This is a genomic window from Paraburkholderia sp. BL25I1N1, assembly GCF_003002025.1.
GTDB lineage: Bacteria > Pseudomonadota > Gammaproteobacteria > Burkholderiales > Burkholderiaceae > Paraburkholderia.
In genome coordinates this window covers 117,381-136,768 of the sequence record NZ_PVZB01000015.1, presented here as the reverse complement: position 1 = coordinate 136,768, position 19,388 = coordinate 117,381, and the positions used below count along the sequence as shown (strand labels likewise).

The following is a 19,388-nucleotide window of genomic DNA, read 5'->3' as shown; positions in this document are numbered from 1 at the left end:
TTTGCCGAGGCTTTTTGCTAGCGGCGCGTGCCGTTTTCACGGCTGTCCGGCTCGCTTGGCGACCGGCTTGCAGGCCGGGCGGCAACCCTTGCCTGGCGGGCGTTGCGCATCAGGCGGGCGGGAACGTCAAGCCGACTCGCGCGGGATCCTGCCGGTAATAACGCGCAAGCAGCCGATACAACTCCGGATACTCGGCTTCGAACGCCTGCGGCTGAACGAACAGCGCCTCGCTGCAAACGGCAAAAAATTCCGACGGATGATCTGCCGCGTACGGATCGATCAGCGAGTCGCGCTCGAAGCGCGCCCAGCGGCGCTCCGGCACCGCGTCGACTTTCGCGCAGAAGTGGTCGTAAGCGTGGTCGAACACGTCGGCCCAAGCCTGCGAATCGAGCGGCGCGTGCCAGCGGCGCATGAGCGGCGGGTGGCCGTCCGCTTCGCCGTTCAGCATGTCGATCTTGTGCGCGAATTCGTGAATCACGACGTTGTAGGCATCAGTGCCGTCCGTCATTTGCGCGTCTTCCCACGACAGCACCACGGGCCCGCCTTCCCATGCTTCGCCGCTCGCGTCCTGTTCGACTTCGTGCACCACGCCGTCCTGGTCCTCGACCGTCTTGCGGATCACGAATTCGCCCGGATAGACGATCACGCCGACCCAGCCGCGGTACAGATCGAGGCTCAGGTTCAACACCGGCAGACATGCCTGGGCGGCGATCGCCACGGTCATCGCGTCGGTCAGTTCCAATTCGTGCGCGGTCGAAAATTCCTTTTGCGCGAGGAACAGGCTCGTCATTTCGCGCAAACGCACGAGGTCTGGCGCGGCGAGGTGCGCGAGGAACGGCAGGCCGTCGAGCGTGGCTTGCCAGAGCGAATCGCCGACCGCGTAGTCGCGCAGCGCGCGCTCGCGCCGGCGTGTGCCGAACCATTGAGTCAGTTTCGATAGCATGGCCTGAAGCAACCCTAGTCGATCTGTTTTTGCCACGCGGCAAACAGGCCGCCGCATATCGCCACGCCGATCAGGAAGTAGAAACCGTCCAGCGAGGTCAGAAAGCTGGCTTGTTGCGCGACGCTGCGGCTGAGTTCCACGAGCGCCAGCGAGTGCGCCTCGGAGGGCGAGCGGCCGGCGGCTGCAAAGCCGTTCGTCAGCGCGGCGAGCGAGTTCTGGAACACAGGATTGTACGGATTCACGAACTCCGCGAGGCGAGTTTCGTGCAGCGCCTGGCGATGTTGCTCGACGATGATCACGGAGGCCGTCGCGAACGACATGGTCAGTTGCCGCACGATGTTTTTCAGCCGGTAGCCGTGGCTGAATTCTTCAATGGCGAAGATTTTGAATGTCAGATTGGCGACCGGCAGCACGATGAACAGCAGCAGCAAACCGCGCAACAGCAGCGGCAGCATCAACGCCGATTCGCCGGCGCCCGGCGACATGCGCGTCATCAATGCCGCGGCGAACGCGGCGACCGCGAAGCCGGACACGATAATCCATTTCTTGCGCGGCAGCAGCTTCGCGTAACGCAAATAGACGAACAGCGCGCTCGCCGAAATCAGCGACGTCGTGCCGACCAGTTGCCCGGTGTTTTCGACCGGATAGCCGAGCCCGCTCTCGAGAAAGCGCGAGATCAGATAGCTGAATACCGTCGAGATGTAGTAATAAAACATGTAGAGCACGAGGCCGACCTGGAAGACCTTCTCGCGCAGCGCATGCAGGCGCACGAGCGGCGCGGGATGATGCCACTGGTGATAGGCGAACCAGCCCAGCGCGACAATCCCGGCGACGCTCAGCAGAATCAATCCGGGCGACGCGCTGAACAACTGGAAGCGCACCTGCTGCATCACGATCTGCAGCGCGCCTTGGGCTAACGCGAAGATCACGTACGGCCAGAAATGCGCCGAGCCGCGGTCCTCCGGCAGACGGTTGCCGGAGTCGGGCAGCGCGAGCAAGGCCAGCACGGCGAACAGCACGCCTACGGGCGCCGTGCACGCGAACAGCGCGCGCCAGTCGAAATGCCCGACCAGCTGGCCGCCGATCAGCGGCGCCAGCGCACTGCTCAGGACGATCAGTATGAGAAACGCGCGAGTGGCCGCCGGCCGCTGCTGCGGCTTGAAACTCATCTGGATCAGGATGCGGCAGGTGCCCATCATCGGGCCGATGAAGTAGCCTTGAAAGCCGCGCGCGAACGCCAGTTCGATCGACGATTCACACAGCGCCGCGGCCAGCGCGCCGGCGGCATAGAGCAGCATGCAGCCGGCCACGTAGCGCCGGTAGCCGAAGCGTTCGACCCACCATTGCTGTTGCAGGATGCCCAGCACCGCCGCGACCGCATAGGCGCTCGACGCCCACACCAGTTCATCGGGCGACGCATTGATGCCGCCCGCGATATAGCTGGTGAAAAACGAGAAGATCGAATTGTCGAAATAATCGAGGCCGGTAACGACGGCCAGCACCCACGGGAAGAAATCGCCGCGCAGTTTTTCGGCGCTGAACAACGACACGCGGGGCGATGTAGTGCTCATGTGGATTCGCCCGGCGTGGACTCACCCGGCGTGGATTCGTTCGGTTCCTTTGCCCGTTTCGAAGGTGTCGCGTTGCCTGCCTTGGCGCGCGCGTTGCGGCGCTGTTCGAGCAACGCCTCCGCATTTTCGCCGGCAAGGCGCCGCTTCAGGTAGTCGAGGTCGGGGCTCAGTTCCGCGCGCAGCTTCTGCGCTTCCTTCAGTTCGCGGCGCACGCTTTCGATGCGCGTGTCGAGCGCCGCAACCTGCTGCTCGATGGCGTCGTGAATCTGCTGCAGCGATTCGGTGGAATAGCGGTGGCCGCCGTCGACGGATTCGAGCGGACGCTTGAGCATTTCGGTGACGCTGTGCAGCGAGAAGCCGAGCGAGCGCAAACGCAGGATGCGGCCGAAGCGCTTCAGATCGTCCTCGTCATAAAGCCGGTAACGGCCTTCGCTGCGCGTGGGCGACACGAGGCCGCGTTCTTCGTAGTACTTCAGCGTGCGCGGGGTGACGCCGAGACGTTCGGCGGCGTCGCGCACCGTCAGCAGAGTGGGTGAGGCCTTGGACATAGGCGTGGGGCAGACATGACGGACCGTTTGTATTGTACTTCAACGTGTACGTTCACGTATAGGTTGCCGCGCTGAGCGACGCGTGAGTTGGAAACCGGAGGTGGCCTGTGCGCCGTGCGCAGGTGGCAAATCGAAGGGCGAAAAAAAACCGCTCGTTTGCGACGAGCGGCTTTTTCATGCGATGCGTAAATTGCGATTGGTGCGGCTGGATCAGTCCAATTCCTTAGCTGCCGCCACCACGACGCATCATGTCGAAGAACTCCGAATTGCTCTTCGTCTGGCGGATCTTGTCGAGCAGGAATTCCATCGACTCGACTTCGTCCATGTCGTGAATGAACTTGCGCAGCACCCAGATCTTTTGCAGCACTTCGGGCTTGATCAGCAGTTCTTCGCGGCGCGTGCCGGACTTGTTCAGGTTGATCGACGGATAGACGCGCTTTTCAGCAAGACGGCGCTCCAGGTGCACTTCCATGTTGCCGGTGCCCTTGAATTCTTCGTAGATCACGTCGTCCATGCGGCTGCCGGTTTCGATCAGCGCCGTGCCGATGATGGTCAGCGAGCCGCCTTCCTCGATATTGCGCGCCGCGCCGAAGAAACGCTTCGGACGTTGCAGCGCGTTGGCGTCGACACCACCCGTCAGCACCTTGCCCGAGGCCGGCACGACCGTGTTGTACGCACGCGCGAGACGCGTGATCGAGTCGAGCAGAATCACCACGTCGTTCTTCATTTCGACGAGGCGTTTGGCTTTTTCGATCACCATTTCGGCGACTTGAACGTGACGCGCGGCCGGTTCGTCGAACGTGGAGGCGATCACTTCGCCTGCCACCGAGCGCTGCATTTCGGTCACTTCTTCCGGGCGTTCGTCGATCAGCAGCACGAACAGCACGACATCCGGATGGTTCTGCTTGATCGCGTGGGCGATGTGCTGAAGCATCACGGTCTTACCCGACTTCGGCGATGCGACCAGCAGGCCGCGCTGGCCTTTGCCGATCGGCGCGATCATGTCGATGATGCGGCCCGTGACGTTTTCCTCGCCACGCATTTCACGTTCGAGCAGCAGCACCTTGTTCGGGTGCAGCGGCGTCAGGTTTTCGAACATGATCTTGTGCTTCGAGGCCTCCGGCGGCTGGCCGTTGACCTTGTCCACCTTCACCAGCGCGAAATAGCGTTCACCGTCTTTCGGCGTACGCACTTCGCCTTCGATCGTGTCGCCCGTATGCAGGTTGAAGCGGCGGATTTGCGACGGGCTGATATAAATATCGTCCGTGCTGGCCAGGTACGAGGTTTCCGGCGAACGCAGGAAGCCGAAGCCGTCCGGCAGCACTTCGAGCGTGCCGTCGCCGAAGATCGTGTCGCCCGTTTTGGCTCGTTTTTTTAGAATGGCGAACATCAATTCCTGCTTGCGCAGGCGGTTCGCACTTTCGATCTCGAGGCCATTGGCCATCTCGATCAATTCGGACACGTGCAGAGTCTTAAGCTCGGATAAATGCATACGGAGAACCCGCAGGAGAAGGTGCGACGAAATGAAATCTGGGAGGAGAGTGAGCGGAACCGCTCAAGGACTTACACGTCTTTTCGACGTTTTGCGGATTCTAGCATAGCACACGCCAGTTTCCGCCGGTGCGACGGCATGGCATCTTTCTTGTTAAGCGTGTTGTCGCCCGACAACACGCTTAACACAACGCGCCCGCGGCTTTCAGAGAGACCTCGCAGCGCGTTGCTCAGACCGCTTTACAGGTTGCCGTCGAGGAACGCGGTGAGTTGCGACTTCGACAGTGCGCCGACTTTCTGCGCCGCAACAGCGCCGTTCTTGAACAGGATCAGCGTGGGAATACCGCGCACGCCGAACTTGACCGGCGTCGATTGATGTTCGTCGACGTTGATCTTGGCGATTTGCAGGCGATCGGCGTAATCCTTCGCGACTTCGTCGAGGATCGGCGCGATCATTTTGCACGGACCGCACCATTCAGCCCAGAAATCGAGCAGCACGGGTTTATCGGATTTCACGACGTCCTGTTCGAACGATGCGTCGCTAATATGCTTGATTTGTTCGCTCATTGTATGAATACCTCTATCGGTTCGAGGCCCGCCTGAATTGCTCGCCACGATACGTCAAAACCTAAGGAAACTTCCGTTCGCTTTGCCGCAACCGGAACTTTGCCGACACACACCGGAAAAGGTGTGAACCTGTTTCGGAGTATGCGGAAGGCTCGCGTTTGCGGGTCATCCGTACGGCAGTTTAGCTTAATTCGCTATGCGTTGCCGGGGCCGATAGTACTCATCAGGGCAGTGGGGCCAATGGCTGCCGACGAAGTGCCACCGTGATTCATCAAACCATGACGCAACCTATCTGGTGGCTTGCCGGCCAAACTCAAGTGGCTTTCGCCGGCCTCGCTGCGAGATCGACTATATGGTGCGCAAGTAGCGATTCGGCGCGCCGTTGACGATTTGCTCGTATTAACAGTCGCACGACGGACCAAGCGATGATAGAATGTTTCGTGACGGGCCTCCTCGCATGGAGGGATGGTCAACCTGGTCAGGTCGGGAACGAAGCAGCCACAGCCGTTTTCCACCAGTGCCGAGGGTCGGGCTCGTCACCTTCCTTTTCTGTTGTTCTTGTTTTTCTCCGCGGGTTCTTCCGCAAACGCATTCCATCTTCTGTTTACCCTGAGCGCAGCGGCATGCAGCCACGCCTCCCGATGTTTCTCGCGCGCTTCATCTATTTTTTTCTATCGGTCCGTTAGCCGCTTCCAATGAAGTGACGGGATGCGTTCGCGAGCGGTCGCGAATCGGTTTTGCACGCCATCGTTACTGATACAATTTCCCGATGACCTATCAAGTTCTCGCACGCAAATGGCGGCCGAAGGATTTCGCTTCGCTCGTCGGACAGGAGCACGTGGTGCGCGCGCTCACGCACGCGCTCGACGGCGGCCGTCTGCACCATGCCTATCTGTTTACCGGCACGCGCGGCGTCGGCAAAACCACGCTGTCGCGCATCTTCGCCAAGGCGCTGAACTGCGAAACCGGCGTGACCTCCACGCCGTGCGGCGTGTGCCGCGCGTGCCGCGAGATCGACGAAGGGCGCTTCGTCGATTATGTGGAAATGGACGCGGCGAGTAATCGCGGCGTCGACGAAATGGCGGCACTGCTGGAGCGCGCCGTCTACGCGCCGGTGGATGCGCGCTTCAAGGTCTATATGATCGACGAAGTGCACATGCTGACCAACCACGCCTTCAACGCCATGTTGAAGACGCTGGAAGAACCGCCTTCGCACGTCAAGTTCATTCTCGCCACGACGGATCCGCAAAAGATTCCGGTCACGGTGCTGTCGCGCTGTCTGCAGTTCAATCTGAAGCAGATGCCCGCCGGCCACATCGTCTCGCATCTCGAACATATTCTCGGCGAAGAGAAGGTGCCGTACGACGCCCAGGCGCTGCGCCTGCTCGCGCGCGCGGCCGACGGTTCGATGCGCGACGCGCTTTCGCTGACCGATCAGGCGATCGCCTATTCGGCCAATCAGGTTAATGAAGAAGCCGTGCGCGGCATGCTCGGCGCGCTCGACCAGAGCTATCTGATTCGTCTGCTCGACGCGCTCGCGGACGGCGACGGCGCCGCGGTGCTGTCGGTCGCCGACGAGATGGCGTTGCGCAGCCTGTCGTTTTCGACGGCGCTGCAGGATCTGGCGAGTTTGCTGCATCGGATCGCGTGGGCGCAGTTCGCGCCGTCGTCGGTACTGGACGAGTGGCCTGAGGCCGCCGACTTGCGCCGCTTCGCTGAAGCCTTGAGCGCCGAGCAGGTGCAACTGTTCTATCAGATCGCGACGATCGGCCGGAGCGAACTGGGTCTCGCGCCGGACGAGTACGCCGGCTTCACCATGACGCTGCTGCGCATGCTCGCGTTCGAACCGGCGCCCACGGGCGGTGGCGGTGGCGCCGTGGGTTCGGCGCGCGCGTCTGGCCAGGCGGGAGCGAGTGGGGCACAACGCGCCGGTGCGCCGGCTGTGGCCGCGCAGCAGGGAGCATTGGGAGCGCCGGCGAGCGCGACTGCAAGCGCTGTGTTGACGGATTCGCGTGGTGCGAGCGTGAACGCCGCTGCGCCGGTTCGCGAAACGCAGCCGGGCAATGCCGCGGCATTGGAGAAGGGCGCCGCGGTTCAGCCGGCGCAGCAAGCCAATAGCCCAATTGAAGTGCCGCCTGCTCATAACAGTATTCAAGCTGCGCCACCGGATTCTGGTCGAGGCGAGGCAGCAGAGCAATCATCTGGCGCGGAACCGGCGGTCGCCGGTGAGTCGGTGCCGGTTGTTCACAACATGAATTCAGCGCAGTCGCGGCCGGTGGACGATGCCGCCGCGGCATCCGCGTCGCCAGTCTCGTCTGCGGCCACGGCGGCCGCCGCCTTGGCACCGTGGGATGACGCGCCTACCGACTCGGCGGCGAACGAAGTTTCCGTAACCACTGAGCCCGATGGTTCGGCGACGAACAACGTCCCCGGACCCCTCGCCGACTCAGCGCCCGCGACTTCGCTAAGCGCACCCGCGGCTGCGGCGCTCGCTCGCACCGAGCAGGCTGCCGCCGCGGCACCGTTGGAAGAGCCGTCGCCCGCAGCCGATAGCGCACCGCGTCGCGCAGGCGGCGCGAGCGCGGCGCTCGACGTCCTGCGCAGCGCCGGTTTGAAAGTGTCCTCGGACCGTGGCCGCGCGAGCGCAGCAGCGGCCGCAAAACCTGCCGTTCCCGCTACGCCGAAACCGGCCGCACCGCGCGTCGTCGTTCCCGTGCCGACGCCGGGCGCACCGCGCCGCGCACCGCAGGAGGCAGCACCGGCGGCTCGCGCGTCCGCCTCTTCAGCGCCCGCGCAACGCAACGGCGCCGAGCAGAACGGCGCGTCGGTGCCGCCGTGGGACGACATGCCGCCCGACGAATACATGCCGCTCACCGCTGCGGACGAAGGCTATTACGGCCTGCCCGACGACGGCTACATGCCCGTGTTCGACAGCGGCCCGGATGATGTCCGCGTGAATACGTCCGCAGCGTCCACGCCGGCGCCGGTGGTCGATCAACGTCCGCTGCCGCCCGCGGTGCCCCTCGATCCGCTCGGTTTCAAGGGCGACTGGCCGGCGCTGGCCGTCGACTTGCCGCTCAAGGGCATTTCCTATCAGCTGGCGTTCAACAGCGAACTGATGGCGCTCGAGGGCAGCACGCTCAAATTGAGCGTGCCGGTGCCGCAGTACGCGGAAGCCTCGCAGGTCGCTAAACTGAAAGCCGCGCTCGCCGACAGGCTTGGCCAGGCTGTCGACGTGCTCGTCGAAGTCGGTCCGGCGCGCCGCACGGCCGCCGCGCACGACGCCGCCTTGCGCGCGCAGCGCCAGCAGGAAGCGGAGCGCGAGATCGGCGCCGATCCGTTCGTGCAGTCGCTGATCCGCGAGTTCGGCGCGAGCATAGTGCCGGGCTCGATCCGCCCGATTACTCCGGACGCCGGCGCGAACGGCGCGCCGTCGGTCCACTGATTCGCAGCGCAACACGTTGTAGCGCGCCCGATTTCCGAAATTCACGCTATCAAGAAGGAGCATGTCCATGATGAAAGGCCAACTCGCCGGGCTGATGAAGCAAGCTCAGCAGATGCAGGAAAACATGAAGAAGATGCAGGAGCAACTCGCGCTGATCGAAGTCGAGGGGCAGTCGGGCGCCGGTCTCGTGAAGGTGACGATGACCTGCAAGAACGACGTGCGCCGCGTATCGATCGACCCGAGCCTGCTCGCCGACGACAAGGACATGCTGGAAGACCTGGTCGCCGCCGCGTTCAACGACGCCGTGCGTAAAGCCGAAGCCACCGCGCAGGAGAAAATGGGCGGTATGACTTCGGGTCTGCCGTTGCCGCCGGGCTTCAAACTGCCGTTCTGAACGCGACGACGCCGCGAGGCGGCGGGTCAGGCGCCGCGGCAATTGTCGCCGCGGCGTGAACGGAACGTGTGAGTTGCATGCACTGCATGTGCCGCCGGTGCTGCACTCGCCGCGCGCTTGTTCCGGCTTGACTCGACCGGCGTTCGTTCGGCTGAGGCGTGCAACGTGCGCCCTCGGGCTGGCCCTCGCCGCAATGATGGAAACCGATCGTATCAACCGCATCGCCACCCGGATTGCCGGGCACTACCCACTTCGACGCCGATCCGCATGAAACAACCTTCCGCCTTGTCGGCGCTCGTCGAAGCGCTGCGCGCGCTGCCCGGCGTCGGGCCGAAGTCCGCGCAACGCATGGCTTACCACCTGATGCAGCACGATCGCGACGGCGCCGAAAAACTCGGCCGCTCGTTGCTGTTCGCCACTGAGCATCTGAAGCACTGCGAGAAGTGCAACACCTTCACCGAGGCGCAGATCTGCGAAGTCTGCCTCGATGAGGAGCGTGATGCCACTTTGCTGTGCGTCGTCGAAACGCCTGCCGATCAGATCATGCTCGAGCAGACCATGACCTATCGCGGCCTCTATTTCGTGCTGATGGGACGGCTGAGTCCGCTCGACGGCATTGGGCCGAAGGAGATTCATTTCGACCGGCTGGTCAAACGCGCATCGGATGGCGTGGTCAAGGAAGTCGTGCTCGCCACTAATTTCACCAACGAAGGCGAGGCGACCGCGCATTACCTCGGGCAGACGCTCAAGGCGCGCGGTTTGGCCGTGACGCGCCTCGCGCGCGGTGTGCCGGTGGGCGGCGAACTCGAATACGTGGACGCCGGCACGATCGCCCGCGCCATGCTCGACCGGCGTTCGATGTAGCACAAGGCGCTCGCCGTATGGCGACGCGCGTTAGCGCGGAACAGCTTTGCGTGGGGCGGGAGTAAGCGCTAAAGCGCTAACTCCCGCCGACAGCCTTGCATGGGACCCGAGTAAGCGCTGAAGCGCTAACTCGGGTCGACAGCTTTGCATGGGACCCGAGTAAGCGCTGAAGCGCTAACTCGGGTCGACAAAGGAGACACATGAGCGCTACCTCTGAATCAGGCGCGAGCGCCGCGCCGCAAGATAAAACCGGCCCGCTCGCCGGCGTCAAGGTGCTGGAACTCGGCACGCTGATCGCCGGCCCATTCGCCGCGCGCTTTCTTGGCGAGTTCGGCGCCGACGTCATCAAGATCGAAGATCCCAAGGGCGGCGACCCGCTGCGCAAATGGCGCAAGCTCTATCCGGAAGTCGGCGGCACGTCGCTGTGGTGGGCCGTGCAGGCACGCAACAAGAAATCCGTCACGATCAATCTGAAGGCCGAAGAGGGCAAGGAGATCGTGCGGCGCCTCGCGAAAGAAGCGGATATCGTCGTCGAAAATTTCCGGCCCGGCTTGCTGGAGAAACTCGGGCTTGGTTATGACGTGCTGTCGGCGGAAAATCCCGGTCTCGTCATGGTGCGGCTGTCCGGTTACGGGCAAACCGGTCCGTATCGCGACCGGCCCGGCTTCGGCGCGATCGCCGAATCGATGGGCGGCTTGCGTCATATCACCGGCTACCCGGACTTGCCGCCGCCGCGCATCGGTATTTCGATCGGCGATTCGATCGCCGCGCTGCACGGCGTGATCGGCGCGCTGATGGCGTTGCATCACAAACAGGTGAACGGCGGCAAAGGGCAGGTCGTCGACGTCGCGCTGTACGAGGCCGTCTTCAACATGATGGAAAGCGTGGTGCCCGAATACGGCGTGTACGGCATGGTGCGCGAGCGCACCGGCGCGTCGCTGCCGGGTATCGTGCCGTCCAATACGTATCCGTGCCGCGACGGCAGTATCGTGATCGGCGGCAATAGCGATCCGATCTTCAGACGCCTGATGATCGCGATCGAGCGCGAGGATCTCGCGAACGATCCGGCGCTCGCGCATAACGACGGGCGCGTGCCGCGCACCCAGGAAATCGACGGCGCGATCGCCGCCTGGCTTGCCACGCGCACCATCGACGAAGCGCTCGCCGTGCTCAATGCCGCCGACGTGCCGGTGGGCCGCATCTACAGTGTGGCAGACATGTTCACCGATCCGCAGTTCATGGCGCGCCAGATGATCCAGCGTTTCAAGTGGCAGGACGGTAAGGAAATCACGCTGCCGTCGGTCACGCCGAAGCTCTCGGCCACGCCGGGCGAGACACGCTGGCTCGGCCCGGAACTGGGTGAACATACCGATGAAGTCCTGCAATCGCTAGGTTATGATGCAGACCACATTGCAAGGTTGCACGCGCAACAGATCGTTTGAGCAGCGCACGCGGCGCCCACGAGCGTCGCGGTAAAAAGATAAACCGGACCACGAAAGTTTGGAGACTCGAGCCCATGCAACGGAGAAGTTTTCTCGCCGGCACCGCCGCACTCGCGGGCGCCACGCTCGCCGCCACACCGCTCGCCTTCGCGCAGGGCAAACCTGAAACCAGCAAGGTGGCGATCGCCGTCGGCGGCAAGAACCTGTTCTACTACTTGCCGCTCACCATCGCTGAGCGCCGCAATTACTTCAAGGACGAAGGGCTCGACGTCGAAATCTCCGACTTCGCCGGCGGCTCGCAGGCATTGAAGGCGGCGGTCGGGGGCAGTGCGGACGTGGTGTCCGGCGCGTTCGAGCATACCTTGCTGCTGCAGGCGCAAAAGCAGATGTTCCGCGAGTTCGTGCTGCAAGGGCGCGCGCCGCAGATCGTGCTCGCGGTTTCGAAGAAGACCATGCCCAACTACAAGTCGATTGCCGATCTGAAGGGCAAGAAAATCGGCGTGACCGCGCCGGGCTCGTCGACCTCGATCATGGCGAGCTTCGTGCTGGCGAAAGCGGGACTGAGCGCGAAAGACGTCGCGTTTATCGGCGTCGGCGCGGGCGCCGGCGCGATCGCCGCGTTGCAGTCGGGGCAGATCGACGCGATCGCCAATCTCGACCCCGTCATGACCAAGCTGGAGCGCACCGGCGAGATTCGCGTCGTGTCGGACACGCGTACGCTCGCCGACACGCGCAACGTCTTCGGTGGCGATATGCCGGCGGGGTGTCTCTACGCGTCGCAAAGCTTCATCACGAAGAATCCCAACACCACGCAGGCGCTGACCAACGCGATGGTGCGCGCGCTCAAGTGGCTGCAAACGGCGACCGGCAGCGAACTGATCAACACGGTGCCGGAAGGCTACCTGCTCGGCGACCGCGCGGTGTATCTGGACGCGTGGCAGCACGTGAAGGAAGCGATGTCGCCCGATGGCCTGATGCCGGCGGATGGTCCCGCGACGTCGCTGAAGACCTTGCAGGCATTCGACCCGAACGTGCAGGGCAAGCCGATCGATCTGTCGAAGACGTGGACCAACGACTTCGTCAAGAAAGCGCTGACTACCGTCAAGGTTTGAGTCGAGCGCGGGCATCCGGACTGCGAGGCGACGCAGCGCGCGTCGCAACCCGATCCCGGCGCCGCGTGCGATAACGTGACCTGATCACATACCAATCCGATCTTTCGAAGCGAGCTGAACGATGACCGTTGCCGCACTGGCGCTCGAGAACATCACCTGCACGTTCGCCGCGCGCGACAATCGCGCGCAGCGCTACACGGCGGTGAAGGACACCACGCTGCGCATCGCGCCGGGCGAGTTCGTCTCGGTGGTCGGGCCGACCGGTTGCGGCAAATCCACACTGCTGAATGTCGGCGCGGGTTTGCTAGGACCTTCGTCGGGCACGGTCAGCGTGTTCGGCGAGCCGCTCAAGGGCATTAACCGGCGCGCCGGCTATATGTTCCAGGCCGACGCGCTGATGCCGTGGCGCTCGGCCATCGACAACGTCATGGCCGGCCTCGCGTTCCACGGTGTACCGCCGGCCGAAGCGCGCGTCAAAGCCGACGAGTGGTTAAAGCGCGTGGGCCTCGGCGGCTTTGGCGATCGCTATCCGCATCAGCTATCGGGCGGCATGCGCAAGCGCGTCGCGATGGCGCAAACGCTGATTCTCGATCCGGACATCATTCTGATGGACGAGCCGTTTTCCGCGCTCGATATCCAGACGCGTCAGTTGATGGAAAACGAGTTGCTCGACCTGTGGGCCGCCAAACGCAAAGCGGTGCTGTTCATCACGCACGATCTCGACGAAGCGATCGCGATGTCCGACCGCGTGGTGGTGCTTTCGGCCGGGCCGGGCACGCACCCGATCGGCGAATTCACGATCGACCTGCCGCGTCCGCGCGACGTCGCCGAAATCCGTTCGCATCCGCGTTTCGTCGAGTTGCATGCGCAGATCTGGAGCGTGCTGCGCGACGAGGTGCTCAAAGGCTATCAGCAGCAACTCACCGCCGTATAAACGTAAGCGCGTCACGTATTGGCGTCAATCAATCGTCCAAGGCAAACCGAGTCATGTGGAAGACGTTGCGCCCGAACCGGGCGAATCTGGTGATCTGGCAATGGCTGCTGCTCGTGCTGTGCTTCGTATTCTGGTACGTGCTGACCAGCCCGACGCTGCTACCGCCTTTCTATTTCGACGATCCGAACAAGGCCGCGTTCTTCTTTGGCGAGCCGCAGAAAGTGCTGCAACGGATCTGGGAGTGGTTCGTGGGCGGCGAGATCTATCTGCACCTGTGGATCACGCTGGTCGAAACCGTGCTCGCGTTCGTGCTCGGCACGGCGCTCGGGCTCGGCGTGGGCTTGTGGCTCGCGCTTTCGCCGCTGGCGAGCGCGCTGTTCGATCCGTACATCAAAGCCGCCAACTCGATGCCGCGCGTGATTCTCGCGCCGATCTTCGGCGTGTGGTTCGGGCTGGGCATCTGGTCGAAGGTGGCGCTCGGCGTCACGCTAGTGTTCTTTATCGTGTTCTTCAACGTCTATCAGGGCGTGAAGGAAGTCAGTCCGGTCGTGCTCGCCAACGCGCGCATGCTCGGCGCGAACGGCAAGCATTTGCTGCGCTTCGTCTACTTGCCTAGTGCGATGAGCTGGGTGTTTTCGAGCTTGCATACGTCGGTGGGACTGGCGTTCGTCGGCTCGGTGGTGGGGGAGTATCTGGGCTCGGCGCGCGGCGTTGGCTACCTGATTCTGCAGGCCGAAGGCACCTTCGATATCAATACCGTGTTTGCCGGGATTCTGGTGTTGACCGCGTTCGCGCTGATTCTGGATGCGATCGTCGGCGTCGGCGAGCGGCGCTTGATGAAGTGGCAGCCCAAGACCGGCGACACGGAAAAGCTGTAGGGCAGAGCGGCGCGGGTTCGATACGCGCGAAGCGCAACGCTCAACACGCAACGCACCACGCTTAGCGAAAAAGAAACGACGCGCGAGTTGGAAAACCGCACGTCGTTCCTTTTGGTTGCTACGAGACCGAATCGGTCAAACGAGGACTAAGGCGTCACCACCACCTTCCCGATCACGCGACGCCCGGCCATATCCCGTAACGCGCGTCCCGTATCATCGAGCGAATAGCGCGCCGACACATACGGTTTGAGCTTGCCTTCACCGATCCACCGTGTCATCTGTTGAAACGCCGCGTGATTGTGCTGCGGCTCGCGCTTTGCAAAGTCGCCCCAGAACACACCGACCAGACTCGCGCCTTTGAGCAGCGTCAGGTTGAGCGGCAGCTTCGGAATCTCGCCGTTGGCGAAGCCGACCACCAGATAACGCCCGCGCCAGCCGATGCTGCGAAACGCCGGCTCCGTATACACGCCGCCCACCGGATCGTAGATCACGTCCGGACCTTTACCGTCGGTGAGCGCCTTGACGCGCTCGCGCAGATCTTCGGTGCTGTAGTTGATGGTGGCATCCGCGCCGTGCTTGACGCAGGTCGCGAGTTTCTCGTCGCTCGACGCCGCCGCGATCACGCGCGCGCCGAGCGCCTTGCCGATTTCGACCGCTGCCAGCCCGACGCCGCCGGCCGCGCCGAGCACCAGCATCGTCTCGCCCGCCTGCAACGCGCCGCGATCGACCACGGCGTGATGCGACGTGCCGTACGCCAGCGTGAACGCCGCTGCCAGCTCGAAGTCCACATGGTCCGCCAACGGTACGCACGCCGCGGCTGGCGCGAGCGCCTGCTGCGCGAAACCGCCCTGACCTGTGAAGGCGACCACGCGCGAGCCGGGCTTGAACTGCGTGACGCCGGCGCCGACCGCGCGCACCACGCCCGCGACTTCCGAACCGGGCGTGAAGGGCAGCGGCGGTTTGAACTGGTATTTGTTCTCGATGATCAGCACGTCGGGAAAGTTGACGGCCGCGGCTTTCACGTCGATCACGACATGGCCTGGCGGCGCTTCGAGGTCCGGCAGGTTTTCGACGACCAGGCTCTCCGGTGGCCCATATTGTTTGCAACGAATCGCGCGCATCGTGTCTCCGTTTCGATCAGGGGTTCGCAAGTATTCTGAGTGTAAAACAATCAGCACGACCGTGCGTTTTTATTGGCTCGCACGCGATCGGCGAGTGCTCGATGCATGTTCGGCCGCCGACTCGCGCCAGCCTTTCACGATCCCGACGCGTGCGCATTGCATACGTCGCACGCACGGCCTGCCGTGTCGTTCGCGCGTCTTCTTTCCTCGGTTACAATCGCCGCATGCGAATCCTACTCAGCAACGACGACGGTTATCTGGCGCCCGGCCTTGCTGCGCTTTACGAAGCGCTCAAGCCGATCGCGGACGTCACCGTGATGGCGCCCGAGCAGAATTGCAGCGGCGCGTCGAATTCCCTGACGCTGTCGCGGCCGCTCTCGGTATTGCGCTCGGCCAACGGTTTCTATTACGTGAACGGCACGCCTACCGACTCGGTGCACATCGCGTTGACCGGCATGCTCGACCACACGCCGGACCTCGTGGTCTCGGGCATCAACAACGGTCAGAACATGGGCGAAGACACGCTCTATTCGGGCACCGTCGCGGCCGCCACCGAGGGCATCATGTTCGGCGTGCCGGCCATTGCATTCTCGCTGGTCGACAAGGACTGGGTGCATCTCGACGACGCCGTGCGTGTCGCCGCTGAAATCGTCGCGCACTATCTGCAGCAGCCGTTGCCTGGGCATCCGCTCCTGAACGTCAACATTCCGAATCTGCCGTACGAACAACTCGGCGACTGGCAGATCACGCGTCTCGGCAAACGGCATCCGTCGCAGCCGGTGATTCGCCAGACCAACCCGCGTGGCGAGCCGATCTACTGGATCGGTCCGGCGGGGAGCGCGCGCGACGCGAGCGAAGGCACCGACTTTCACGCTGTCGCCAACGGCCACGTGTCGATCACGCCATTGCAGCTTGACCTGACCCACACGCAAATGCTGCCCGCAGCGCGCGACTGGGCGCGCGCCGGCGGCGGCGCTTCATGACCAGCGAGCGCGCCAAGCGCTTTCCGCTCGGCCTCGAGGATCTGGTGCGCGAACCGCGCCGGCCCGAAGGACGCCCAGGCGAAATCCGCGCGGCGGCGCTCGCCGCGAGCGCGGCACTGAACGCGCGCCAGCAGCCCGCGAAGAATGCGCCGCCTGGCTCCTCGGGTAAATCCCAATCCAGGCAGGCAAGGGCGCAGCCCGCGGTGCAGCTAAAACCGCAAGCCAAGCCTTCGGCGGCGACCCCGCCGAAGCCGGTGGCCGCGCCTTCCGTTAAAACGCCGGCCAAGCCGGTCGTTCAAAGTTCGACGACACGCACCGCGCCGCAGTCGGCGGCATCGGCCAAACCCGCGGCCCGATCCAACGAGCGCAGCGCCGCGCCGAACGTCGCTTTGAACGGCGCGATGGCACTGACCTCGGAACGGGTTCGCGAACGGATGGTCGAACGCCTGCGTGCGAACGGCGTGACCGATCAGCGCGTGTTGAACGCGATGTCGGTGGTACCGCGCCACATGTTCATCGACCCGGGTCTCGCGGTTCAGGCCTACGAAGATGCGGCGTTGCCGATCGGCCATCACCAGACGATCTCCAAGCCGTCGGTGGTCGCGCGGATGATCGAGCTGGCCGCCGCCGGCCGCGTGCTGAACAACGTGCTCGAAATCGGCACCGGCTGCGGTTACCAGGCGGCCGTGCTGAGCCAGGTCGCGCGCGAGGTCTACTCGATCGAGCGCATCAAGCCGCTGTCCGAACGCGCGAAGACGAACTTGCGTCCGCTGCGCATCCCGAACATTCGCCTGCATTACGGCGATGGGCGGTTGGGACTGCCGGCCGCGGCGCCGTTCGACGCGATTGTGATCGCCGCGGCGGGGCTGGACGTACCGCAAGCGTTACTTGAACAACTCGCGATCGGCGGCCGTCTGGTCGCGCCGGTCGGCTCGCAGGACGGCCAGAACCAGGTGCTGACTCTGGTCGAGCGCCTCGGACCCGCGCAGTGGCGCGAGTCGCGGCTTGATCGCGTTTTCTTTGTACCCTTAAAATCCGGAGTGATTTGACACCGATGAGTATGTTGCGCGCGATGCAAAGAACCACACTGAATGTCCCCATGACCGTAACCCAGCGTAGCGTGTGCGTGCTCGCCTTGTCCCTGTTGATGACGGCTTGCGCATCCCGGCTCGATCAGGCGCCGGTCGTCGACCGCTCCGGCGGCGGCGTGCTCGGTACGCAAGCCGCGCAGCCGACCGTGCCGCTCGGACCGCCGCCGCCTGGCTACTATCGCGTGAAGCCGGGCGACACGCTGTACCGGATCGCACTGGAGAACGGCCAGAACTACCGCGACATTTCGGCGTGGAACAATCTGACCAACCCGAATCAGATCGAAGTCGATCAGTTGCTGCGCGTCGTGCCGCCGGGTGCGAACACCGCGGCGCTGACGCCGGGCGTGTCGACCGCGCCGATCGGCAGCGGTGTTGCGGTGCAAAGCGCACCGCTCGGCAGCACGTCGGCGTCGGCGGGCGGGACTGCTGGCGCGGCCGGTGTGGCGGCGCCGCCCATCTACGGTTCTACGACGAACAACGCGTCGCTGACGCCGCCGGCCACGCCTGGCGCGGCCAGCGATTCGAACGCCGGCGCGTCCGGCAACGTGGCGTTCGCGTGGCCGGTGCGCGGCCCGCTGCTCGGCACGTTCAACGACTCGACCAACAAGGGCGTCAATATCGGTGGCGCTGCCGGCGATCCGGTGAAGGCGTCGGCGGACGGCCGCGTGGTTTATGCCGGAAATGGGCTGCGTGGTTACGGCAATCTCATTATCATCAAGCATGATGCAACTTATCTCACGGCGTATGCACATAACCGCTCTTTGATGGTAAAAGAGGGGGACGCGGTGACGAAGGGGCAGAAGATCGCCGAGATGGGCAACAGCGATTCCGACCGTGTGATGTTGCATTTCGAAGTTCGCCGGCAGGGTAAACCTGTCGACCCACTGAAGTATTTGCCGCCGCAATAAGCGATACGACCATGCCGAAATCGAAGCGCCGCCCGCCGCAAGCCGAGTCTGAGACGATCAGCCACGCTATGTCCGCTTCGGTGGAGGAAAGCGGCGCTTCGGAAGTGGAAGAAGAAGTCGCGGAGGAACGCGATCTCGACGAACGCCAGGGCGGCGCGGACGAAGCCGGCGAGACCCGTGAAGGCGCGAGCGAAGCCGCGCCGGACGCGGACGATTTCCGCGCGCTGCTGCAAGCCGAGCTGACGGCCGACACGATTCAGCACTACCTTAACCGTATCAGCGTCAAGCCGCTTCTCACCGTCGAGGAAGAGCAGAAGTATTCGCGTCTTGCCAAGGCGGGCGAATTCGAAGCGCGGCAAGTCATGATCGAGCGCAATCTGCGGCTCGTCGTCAGCATCGCGAAGGGCTATCTGAATCGCGGCGTGCCGCTGCTCGATCTGATCGAGGAAGGCAATCTCGGCCTGATGCACGCGATCGAAAAATTCGATCCGACGCGCGGCTTCCGGTTTTCCACTTATGCCACGTGGTGGATTCGCCAGAGTATCGAGCGCGCCATCATGAATCAGGCGCGCACGGTCCGTTTGCCGGTACACGTGATTCGCGAGCTCAACCAGGTGTTGCGCGCCAAGCGTCATCTGGAAAAAAATTCGATGAATTCGGGCGAGGCCGCCGAGCGCCGCGACGCCAGTATCGACGACATCGCCTATCTGACCGGCAAGACCACCGACGAAGTCACCGACATTCTCGCGCTGAACGAGCACACCGCGTCGCTCGACGCGCCGCTCGATCTCGATCCGGCGAGCAGTCTTCTCGATCTGCTGTCCGACGACCAGAGCCAGTCGCCGGATGCCGAAGTGCAGCACCGCGAACTGGAAACGCTTACGCGCGCGTGGCTGGCTCGCCTGTCGGACAAGCATCGTCATGTGATCGAGCGGCGCTTCGGCCTGAATCACATCGAGCCCGCCACGCTCGAAGAGCTGGCCGACGAAATGGGCCTCACGCGCGAGCGTGTGCGCCAGATCCAACAGGAAGCGCTTGTGCGGTTGAAGCGCTTCTTCGCCTCCAACGGTGTTCGCAAGGACGCCGTTCTATAACC

Annotated in this window: 17 protein-coding genes and 1 other RNA gene; 12 read left to right on the top strand and 6 right to left on the bottom strand. The window is 63.6% G+C overall.

Annotation, left to right across the window (positions count from 1 at the left end; translation table 11 throughout):
* Positions 1 to 109 precede the first annotated feature (109 nt).
* The 5 genes from B0G73_RS22935 to trxA all read right to left on the bottom strand — a co-directional run bounded on the left by B0G73_RS22935 (position 110) and on the right by trxA (position 5,120).
* Positions 110 to 943 carry a zinc-dependent peptidase gene (locus B0G73_RS22935; RefSeq protein ID WP_106283650.1) on the bottom strand — a complete coding sequence of 278 codons (834 nt, stop codon included), beginning with the start codon at positions 941 to 943 and terminating at the stop codon, positions 110 to 112.
* A gap of 14 nt (positions 944 to 957) precedes the next feature.
* Positions 958 to 2,514 (bottom strand): MFS transporter, encoded by a 1,557-nt coding sequence (locus tag B0G73_RS22930; RefSeq protein WP_106283550.1) that lies wholly within the window; start codon positions 2,512 to 2,514, stop codon positions 958 to 960.
* A complete protein-coding gene (locus B0G73_RS22925; protein WP_106283549.1) occupies positions 2,511 to 3,062 on the bottom strand; it encodes a MerR family transcriptional regulator in 552 nt (183 codons plus the stop codon). Before B0G73_RS22925 ends, B0G73_RS22930 begins: the two co-directional genes overlap by 4 nt.
* A gap of 223 nt (positions 3,063 to 3,285) precedes the next feature.
* Positions 3,286 to 4,554, bottom strand: a complete 1,269-nt coding sequence (rho, locus tag B0G73_RS22920; protein ID WP_006048863.1) for a transcription termination factor Rho — start codon at positions 4,552 to 4,554, stop codon at positions 3,286 to 3,288.
* A gap of 239 nt (positions 4,555 to 4,793) precedes the next feature.
* Positions 4,794 to 5,120: a thioredoxin TrxA gene (trxA, locus tag B0G73_RS22915; RefSeq protein ID WP_006048864.1), complete on the bottom strand. Its 327-nt coding sequence runs from the start codon at positions 5,118 to 5,120 to the stop codon at positions 4,794 to 4,796.
* A 442-nt stretch (positions 5,121 to 5,562) separates the two neighbouring features.
* Here trxA and ffs point away from each other — a divergent pair.
* The 8 genes from ffs to B0G73_RS22875 all read left to right on the top strand — a co-directional run bounded on the left by ffs (position 5,563) and on the right by B0G73_RS22875 (position 14,189).
* An RNA gene (ffs, locus tag B0G73_RS22910) (signal recognition particle sRNA small type) lies at positions 5,563 to 5,661 on the top strand.
* Positions 5,662 to 5,889: 228 nt separating this feature from the next.
* Complete coding sequence (locus tag B0G73_RS22905; protein ID WP_106283548.1) at positions 5,890 to 8,565, top strand: DNA polymerase III subunit gamma/tau; 2,676 nt, start codon at positions 5,890 to 5,892, stop codon at positions 8,563 to 8,565.
* 67 nt (positions 8,566 to 8,632) lie between these two features.
* Positions 8,633 to 8,959 (top strand): YbaB/EbfC family nucleoid-associated protein, encoded by a 327-nt coding sequence (locus B0G73_RS22900; protein ID WP_007182071.1) that lies wholly within the window; start codon positions 8,633 to 8,635, stop codon positions 8,957 to 8,959.
* A gap of 267 nt (positions 8,960 to 9,226) precedes the next feature.
* Positions 9,227 to 9,823 (top strand): recombination mediator RecR, encoded by a 597-nt coding sequence (gene recR / locus B0G73_RS22895; protein ID WP_106283547.1) that lies wholly within the window; start codon positions 9,227 to 9,229, stop codon positions 9,821 to 9,823.
* 200 nt (positions 9,824 to 10,023) lie between these two features.
* The gene (locus tag B0G73_RS22890) at positions 10,024 to 11,265 is read left to right on the top strand and encodes a CaiB/BaiF CoA-transferase family protein (RefSeq protein ID WP_106283546.1); all 1,242 of its coding nucleotides are present in this window, start codon (positions 10,024 to 10,026) and stop codon (positions 11,263 to 11,265) included.
* A 74-nt stretch (positions 11,266 to 11,339) separates the two neighbouring features.
* A complete protein-coding gene (locus B0G73_RS22885) occupies positions 11,340 to 12,377 on the top strand; it encodes an ABC transporter substrate-binding protein (protein WP_106283545.1) in 1,038 nt (345 codons plus the stop codon).
* A 121-nt stretch (positions 12,378 to 12,498) separates the two neighbouring features.
* Positions 12,499 to 13,311, top strand: coding sequence for an ABC transporter ATP-binding protein (locus B0G73_RS22880; protein WP_106283544.1), 813 nt, complete (start codon positions 12,499 to 12,501; stop codon positions 13,309 to 13,311).
* Positions 13,312 to 13,364: 53 nt separating this feature from the next.
* Complete coding sequence (locus B0G73_RS22875; RefSeq protein WP_106283543.1) at positions 13,365 to 14,189, top strand: ABC transporter permease; 825 nt, start codon at positions 13,365 to 13,367, stop codon at positions 14,187 to 14,189.
* Positions 14,190 to 14,335: 146 nt separating this feature from the next.
* Here B0G73_RS22875 and B0G73_RS22870 read toward each other — a convergent pair whose 3' ends face one another.
* Entirely contained in the window at positions 14,336 to 15,310 is a 975-nt protein-coding gene (locus B0G73_RS22870; protein WP_106283542.1) for an NADPH:quinone oxidoreductase family protein, read from the bottom strand.
* A gap of 224 nt (positions 15,311 to 15,534) precedes the next feature.
* Between B0G73_RS22870 and surE the strand changes: the two genes are divergently transcribed.
* The 4 genes from surE to rpoS are packed head-to-tail and all read left to right on the top strand — an operon-like array spanning position 15,535 to position 19,386.
* On the top strand, positions 15,535 to 16,293 hold the full coding sequence (gene surE, locus B0G73_RS22865) for a 5'/3'-nucleotidase SurE (protein ID WP_106283649.1): 759 nt from the start codon (positions 15,535 to 15,537) through the stop codon (positions 16,291 to 16,293).
* Positions 16,290 to 17,342 (top strand): protein-L-isoaspartate(D-aspartate) O-methyltransferase, encoded by a 1,053-nt coding sequence (locus B0G73_RS22860; RefSeq protein WP_106283541.1) that lies wholly within the window; start codon positions 16,290 to 16,292, stop codon positions 17,340 to 17,342. Before surE ends, B0G73_RS22860 begins: the two co-directional genes overlap by 4 nt.
* 5 nt (positions 17,343 to 17,347) lie before the next feature.
* Positions 17,348 to 18,292, top strand: coding sequence for a peptidoglycan DD-metalloendopeptidase family protein (locus B0G73_RS22855; protein ID WP_106283540.1), 945 nt, complete (start codon positions 17,348 to 17,350; stop codon positions 18,290 to 18,292).
* Between the two features lie 11 nt (positions 18,293 to 18,303).
* Complete coding sequence (rpoS, locus tag B0G73_RS22850; RefSeq protein ID WP_106283539.1) at positions 18,304 to 19,386, top strand: RNA polymerase sigma factor RpoS; 1,083 nt, start codon at positions 18,304 to 18,306, stop codon at positions 19,384 to 19,386.
* Positions 19,387 to 19,388 lie beyond the last annotated feature (2 nt).

Bases quoted from the DNA above. Each gene is read 5' to 3' on its own strand.
- B0G73_RS22935 (WP_106283650.1), bottom strand. From the start codon at position 943: ATGCTATCGAAACTGACTCAATGGTTCGGCACACGCCGGCGCGAGCGC.
- rho (WP_006048863.1), bottom strand. From the start codon at position 4,554: ATGCATTTATCCGAGCTTAAGACTCTGCACGTGTCCGAATTGATCGAG.
- B0G73_RS22930 (WP_106283550.1), bottom strand. From the start codon at position 2,514: ATGAGCACTACATCGCCCCGCGTGTCGTTGTTCAGCGCCGAAAAACTG.
- B0G73_RS22905 (WP_106283548.1), top strand. From the start codon at position 5,890: ATGACCTATCAAGTTCTCGCACGCAAATGGCGGCCGAAGGATTTCGCT.
- recR (WP_106283547.1), top strand. From the start codon at position 9,227: ATGAAACAACCTTCCGCCTTGTCGGCGCTCGTCGAAGCGCTGCGCGCG.
- B0G73_RS22900 (WP_007182071.1), top strand. From the start codon at position 8,633: ATGATGAAAGGCCAACTCGCCGGGCTGATGAAGCAAGCTCAGCAGATG.
- B0G73_RS22880 (WP_106283544.1), top strand. From the start codon at position 12,499: ATGACCGTTGCCGCACTGGCGCTCGAGAACATCACCTGCACGTTCGCC.
- B0G73_RS22890 (WP_106283546.1), top strand. From the start codon at position 10,024: ATGAGCGCTACCTCTGAATCAGGCGCGAGCGCCGCGCCGCAAGATAAA.
- B0G73_RS22885 (WP_106283545.1), top strand. From the start codon at position 11,340: ATGCAACGGAGAAGTTTTCTCGCCGGCACCGCCGCACTCGCGGGCGCC.
- B0G73_RS22855 (WP_106283540.1), top strand. From the start codon at position 17,348: ATGAGTATGTTGCGCGCGATGCAAAGAACCACACTGAATGTCCCCATG.
- trxA (WP_006048864.1), bottom strand. From the start codon at position 5,120: ATGAGCGAACAAATCAAGCATATTAGCGACGCATCGTTCGAACAGGAC.
- B0G73_RS22860 (WP_106283541.1), top strand. From the start codon at position 16,290: ATGACCAGCGAGCGCGCCAAGCGCTTTCCGCTCGGCCTCGAGGATCTG.
- surE (WP_106283649.1), top strand. From the start codon at position 15,535: ATGCGAATCCTACTCAGCAACGACGACGGTTATCTGGCGCCCGGCCTT.
- rpoS (WP_106283539.1), top strand. From the start codon at position 18,304: ATGCCGAAATCGAAGCGCCGCCCGCCGCAAGCCGAGTCTGAGACGATC.
- B0G73_RS22875 (WP_106283543.1), top strand. From the start codon at position 13,365: ATGTGGAAGACGTTGCGCCCGAACCGGGCGAATCTGGTGATCTGGCAA.
- B0G73_RS22870 (WP_106283542.1), bottom strand. From the start codon at position 15,310: ATGCGCGCGATTCGTTGCAAACAATATGGGCCACCGGAGAGCCTGGTC.
- B0G73_RS22925 (WP_106283549.1), bottom strand. From the start codon at position 3,062: ATGTCCAAGGCCTCACCCACTCTGCTGACGGTGCGCGACGCCGCCGAA.